The organism is Streptomyces sp. NPDC057474, from assembly GCF_042802555.1.
GTDB lineage: Bacteria > Actinomycetota > Actinomycetes > Streptomycetales > Streptomycetaceae > Streptomyces.
In genome coordinates this window covers 1-5,039 of sequence record NZ_JBHVDX010000391.1, presented here as the reverse complement: position 1 = coordinate 5,039, position 5,039 = coordinate 1, and the positions used below count along the sequence as shown (strand labels likewise).

Annotated in this window: 5 protein-coding genes and 1 pseudogene; 4 read left to right on the top strand and 2 right to left on the bottom strand. The window is 68.9% G+C overall.

Annotation, left to right across the window (positions count from 1 at the left end; translation table 11 throughout):
- Positions 1–67: 67 nt before the first annotated feature.
- Positions 68–937, bottom strand: coding sequence for a helix-turn-helix transcriptional regulator (locus ACFU53_RS46505; RefSeq protein WP_384006299.1), 870 nt, complete (start codon positions 935–937; stop codon positions 68–70).
- Positions 938–1,047: 110 nt separating this feature from the next.
- The gene (locus ACFU53_RS46500) at positions 1,048–1,893 is read right to left on the bottom strand and encodes a helix-turn-helix domain-containing protein (protein WP_384006297.1); all 846 of its coding nucleotides are present in this window, start codon (positions 1,891–1,893) and stop codon (positions 1,048–1,050) included.
- A 123-nt stretch (positions 1,894–2,016) separates the two neighbouring features.
- Here ACFU53_RS46500 and ACFU53_RS46495 point away from each other — a divergent pair.
- The 4 genes and pseudogenes from ACFU53_RS46495 to ACFU53_RS46480 all read left to right on the top strand — a co-directional run.
- Positions 2,017–2,556 (top strand): annotated as a pseudogene (locus ACFU53_RS46495) (alpha/beta hydrolase); the annotation flags it as partial.
- A gap of 576 nt (positions 2,557–3,132) precedes the next feature.
- Positions 3,133–3,465: a carboxymuconolactone decarboxylase family protein gene (locus tag ACFU53_RS46490; RefSeq protein WP_327699852.1), complete on the top strand. Its 333-nt coding sequence runs from the start codon at positions 3,133–3,135 to the stop codon at positions 3,463–3,465.
- 93 nt (positions 3,466–3,558) lie between these two features.
- Complete coding sequence (locus ACFU53_RS46485; protein ID WP_384006295.1) at positions 3,559–3,966, top strand: cupin domain-containing protein; 408 nt, start codon at positions 3,559–3,561, stop codon at positions 3,964–3,966.
- Positions 3,967–4,002: 36 nt separating this feature from the next.
- Positions 4,003–5,019, top strand: a complete 1,017-nt coding sequence (locus ACFU53_RS46480; protein ID WP_384006293.1) for a zinc-dependent alcohol dehydrogenase family protein — start codon at positions 4,003–4,005, stop codon at positions 5,017–5,019.
- Positions 5,020–5,039: the final 20 nt, after the last annotated feature.

The window sequence follows — 5,039 nt, the reverse complement described above, 5'->3', positions numbered from 1 at the left end:
CGCCGGCCCGGCCCCGCCACTGCTGCTCAGGGGGCACGACGGCGCAAGCCGATTGCCCCCTTCCTCGTCAAGCTGCCGCATCCCGGGCCGGCGTGTGCGGGTCCGCGGTCCACGACGCCAGGAAGAGCAGCCCGTCATGGGACGGGGTCCCGGGATCGGCGGTCGAGATCACCAGCTTCTGTGCGGGGTCGGCTGTGCAGGTCAGGCTGTCCCAGTCGAGGGTGAGGTCGCCGACGAGCGGATGTCGCAGCCTCTTGGTGCCCATCCGCAGGCCGGTCATCTGGCGGCCTGCCCACCACTGCCGGAAGTCGGCGTCGGCCACCGAGAGCTCGCCGACGAGTGCGGCCATACCGGGGTCGCCAGGGTGCCTGGCGGCCTCCAGGCGCAGGTGGGCGACGCAGGTCCGGGCGTTCGTCCTCCAGTCGAGGTAGAGCTCCCGGAAGGCGGGGTCGGTGAAGAGCAGCCGGGCGTAGTTGCGCTTCTTCTCGGGGACCAGGTCGAAGTCGGTGAGCAGGGCGGCTGCCAGAGGGTTCCAGGCGAGGATGTCCAAGTGTCGGCCCAGGACGAGCGCGGGGGTCGTTGTCAGCTCGTCCAGGATGCGCCTGAGCTGCGGGTGGACCTTCTGCGCCGGGCGGCGGCGCGGTTCGTACCCGGCACTCGCGGCCAGCTCGAACAGGTGGTCACGCTGGTCGTCGTCGAGGTGCAGGACACGGACGAGCGTGGCGAGCACCGACCTCGGCACGGGGGCACGCCCCTGCTCCAACCGCGCGTAGGCGTGGGTGCTGATTCCCACGAGTCGGGCGACCTCCTCCCGGCGCAGCCCCGGCACGCGCCGGGATGCCCCGGACTCGGGCAGGCCCACGGTCCGCGGGCTGAGTTGGGCTCGGCACTCCCTGAGGAACTCTCCTAGTTCAGGCAAATTTTCTTTGCTGTACATAGCAGCCAGTGTCGCAGCGTTCACCCGAAATATGAGGGGGAGAGTTTTCTCCCAGTGTCTGGCAATCACCCGGTCTTTCCCGTGTCGGCGGGCCGGATCACACCGTTAGGTCAGTCGGCCTGACCGGCGGCCCGTGAGGCGAGGTCGCGTAGTCCGTCGTACGACGGTGTGCTGGGCTCCGCCGTCCAGACGACGAGTTCCTGATCGGGATCGCTGCCGCAGGTGAAGGTGTCCCAGTCGAGGACGAGTTCGCCGACGAGGGGGTGGTGGAACCTCTTCATGCCCAAGCTGCGCGAAGGCACGTGACGGCTTCCCCACCATTGCCCGAAGTCGCTGTCCTGCATGGAGAGTTCGCCGACCAGACTGGTCAGCCGCGGATCGTCCGGGTATTTGGCGGCCGTCATGCGCAGATGGGACACGCAGCCACGGGCGACCGCACGCCAGTCCGCGTACAGCGTCCGCATGGACGGGTCGGTGAAGAGGATACGGGCGCAGTTCCGCTTGTCTTCCGGCACCTTCGCGAAGTCGGTGAGCAGGGCGGCGGCGAGCGGATTCCACGCCAGGATGTCCATACGGCGACCGATCACCACGCCGGGACTCGCGGTGAGATCGTCGAGCAGGCGGCGCAACTGCGGTTGCGCCTTCTGCGCGGCCGGGCGGCGGTGTCGTGCCGTCTGTCGGCCGGCCAGCTCGAACAGGTGGTCACGCTGGTGATCGGACAGATGCAGGACATGGGCCAGGGCGGCCAGCACTGACGCGGACGGCTGGATGCGGCCCTGCTCCAGCCGCGTGTAGTAGTCGGTGCTGATGGCGGCGAGCAGGGCGACCTCCTCCCTGCGCAGGCCGGGCACCCGCCGCCCACCGGTGTCGGGCAGGCCGACGGTGCGCGGGCTCAACTCGGCCCTCCGCGCCTTGAGGAACGATCCCAGCTCGTTCAAATGCGCGTCGCTGGCCATGACAGCCAGTGTCGCACCGCTCGGTCTCCGGGAGGGGGGTAAGGATTTCTCCCCTGGATAAGTGATTCTCCGGATGGAATTCTCCCCTTTGCGGGTTCCGGTGAGGGTGGCAGGGTCGATGGCGTGTTCGGCGACCGAAATCGACCTATCGACCTGCGGAGAGAATTTACCCGAACAGGCGGGACGGCCGACCCCCTGACTGCAATTTCTTTCCGAACCTCGCGATATTCCGTATTTCCCTGCGGCAGGCGGAGGAGGCGAGTAAAGACAGTGCGGACGGATGTCACCTTCGTCAGCGATGGCCTGACGCTGGCCGGCCACCTGCACACTCCCGACGACCGAGCCGGACACCCGTTGCCCGCGATCGTGGTCACCCACCCGTGGGGTGGGGTGAAGGAGCAGACCGCCGGACTCTACGCCCGACGACTGGCCGAGCACGGCTTCGCCGCCCTCGCGTTCGACGCCGCCCACCAGGGCGCGAGTGAAGGCGAACCCCGTTTCCTGGAGAACCCCTTCCAGCGGGCCGAGGACATCAAGAGCGCCGCCGGCTACCTCGGCACCCGGAAGGACGTCGACCCCGACCGCATCGGTGCGCTGGGCATCTCCACCGGCGGCGGCCACGCGGTGTACGCCGCCCTCAGTGACCAGCGCATCAGGGCTGTCGCCACGGTCAGCGTCGCCTGCATCGGCGGCCTGCTGCGCGACGGACTCGGCGGCGGTCAGGACCCGGGCGTCTTCCGCGATCTGGTCGCCCGCGCCGGTCTCCTCCGTAGGGACGAGGCCTTCGGCGAGCCCACCCTCCTCGAACACATCGTGCCCGAGGAGGTCGGCGAGACAACGCCGGACCATCTCCGGCAGGGGCACGAGTACTACCGCACCGCGCGCGGTGCGCACCTGCGGTCCGAGAACGCGTGGGTGCTGCGCAGTGTCGACCAGATCGCCCTGTACGACTCCTTCGCCGGCACCGAGAGCCTCGCTCCGCGCCCACTGCTGATGATCGCGGGCAGCGAGGCCGCCACGGCTCACTTCAGCCGAACGGCCGTCGAACTGGCCGGGGAACCGGCGGAGTTGTTCTGGATCGACGACGGTGCGTCCCAATTCGACCTGTACGACAAGGACGAATACGTCTCCTCCGCCCTCGCCAAGCTCACCTCGTTCTTCGGTCAGCACCGACCCAGCCCCCGGTCGAAGGCCGGGCAGCCTGAAATCCCCCCGCACACACGCAAGGAGTACCACCCCATGTCCGAACGGAAGAAGTTCGCGCCGCCGGCCATCCAGGAGTTCGCCCCCAAGCTCGCGGAGGTGACCGACACCGTCCTGTTCGGCGACATCTGGGAGCGGCCGGGTCTGTCCCCGCGCGACCGCAGCCTGGTCACCGTCACCGCTCTCGCCGCCCTGTACCGGACCGACCAGCTCGGCTTCCACCTCGGGAAGGCGCTGGAGAACGGCGTGACCAAGGACGAGCTGGTCGAGGCCATCACCCATCTGGCCTTCTACACCGGTTGGCCCAACGCCATGACCGCGATGACCCAGCTCAAGGAGATCGTGGAGAAGTCCGACCAGTCCGGCTGACACCTCTCCGCCCGCACTCCACATGGCGGGCTCTCCCCCACACCCGCCGCCGCACGGCCCGGCGGCAGCACCACACCAGAGGGACGACACCCCATGGAACTACTGAAGCAGCCTCCCACCGTGAAGCTTCCTGCCGAGTGGTTCACCGGCGACGCCTACGCCGACGTGATCTACCGCGGCGAGGCCCCCTCCCGGATGCGGGCCAACATGGTCAGGTTCACTCCCGGCGCCCGCACCGCCTGGCACTCCCACGCCCTGGGCCAGACCCTCCACATCGTGGAGGGCATCGCCCTGGTCCAGTCCCGTGACAGCGACATCATCGAAGCCCATCCCGGCGACGTCATTTACACACCCCCGGGTGAGGAGCACTGGCACGGTGCCGCGCCCGACCAGTTCATGATCCATCTCGCCCTGTGGGAGACGGACGACGCCACCTGGCTCGAACACGTCCCGGACGACGACTACAACGGCCCGCGCGTCAGCACCCGTACCCGGCCCTGACGCCACGACAGACCCGACAAGAGCTGAGAAGGCATCATGCGAGCAACCATCATCCACGCGCCCGGTGACATCCGGGTGGAGAACGCCCCCGAGCCGAAGATCACGGCACCGACGGACGCCATCATCCGCACCGTCGCCGCTTGCGTGTGCGGCTCCGACCTGTGGAGCTATCGAGGTGTCCTGCCGGTCGCCGAGCCACAGCCGATCGGCCACGAGTACGTCGGCGTCGTCGAGGAGGTCGGCAGCGACGTATCGAGCGTCAGGCCGGGCCAGTTCGTCATCGGCTCCTTCGTCGCCTCCGACAACACCTGCCCGATCTGCCAGGCCGGCTACCAGACCTCCTGTCAGCACGCGCAGTGGGTGAACGGCGCCCAGGCCGAGTACGTCCGCATCCCCCTCGCCGACGGCACCCTGGTCACCACCCCGGAGGAGCCGGACGAGAAGCTGATCCCGAGCCTGCTGACCCTCTCCGACGTCATGGGCACCGGCTGGTACGCCGCCAAGGCCGCCGAGGTAAAGCCCGGTTCGACCGCCGTGGTCGTCGGTGACGGCGCGGTCGGCCTGTCCGGCGTCATCGCCGCCAAGGAGCTGGGCGCCGAGCGCATCATCGCCATGAGCCGGCACGAGTCCCGGCAGAAGCTGGCCCTGGAGTTCGGCGCCACCGACATCGTCACCGAACGCGGCGAGGAAGGCGTCGCCCGCGTGAAGGAACTGACGAACGGTATCGGCGCCGACTCGGTCCTCGAGTGCGTCGGCACGCAGGAGTCGATGCACCAGGGCCTGCAGTCCGCGCGCCCGGGGGGCAACGTCGGCTTCGTCGGCTTCCCCCACGGCACGCAGATCGACGGCCAGCAGCTCTTCTTCTCCCACGTCGGGCTGCGCGGCGGCCCCGCCCCCGTGCGCGCCTACCTTACCGACCTGATCGACCGCGTCTTCAGCGGCCGTATCAACCCGGGCAAGGTCTTCGACCTCACCCTGCCCCTGGACGAGGCCGCCGAAGGCTACGAGGCCATGGCCGAACGCCGCGCCATCAAGACGCTGCTGCGGCCCTGACCTGAGTAGAGCCCCGGTGG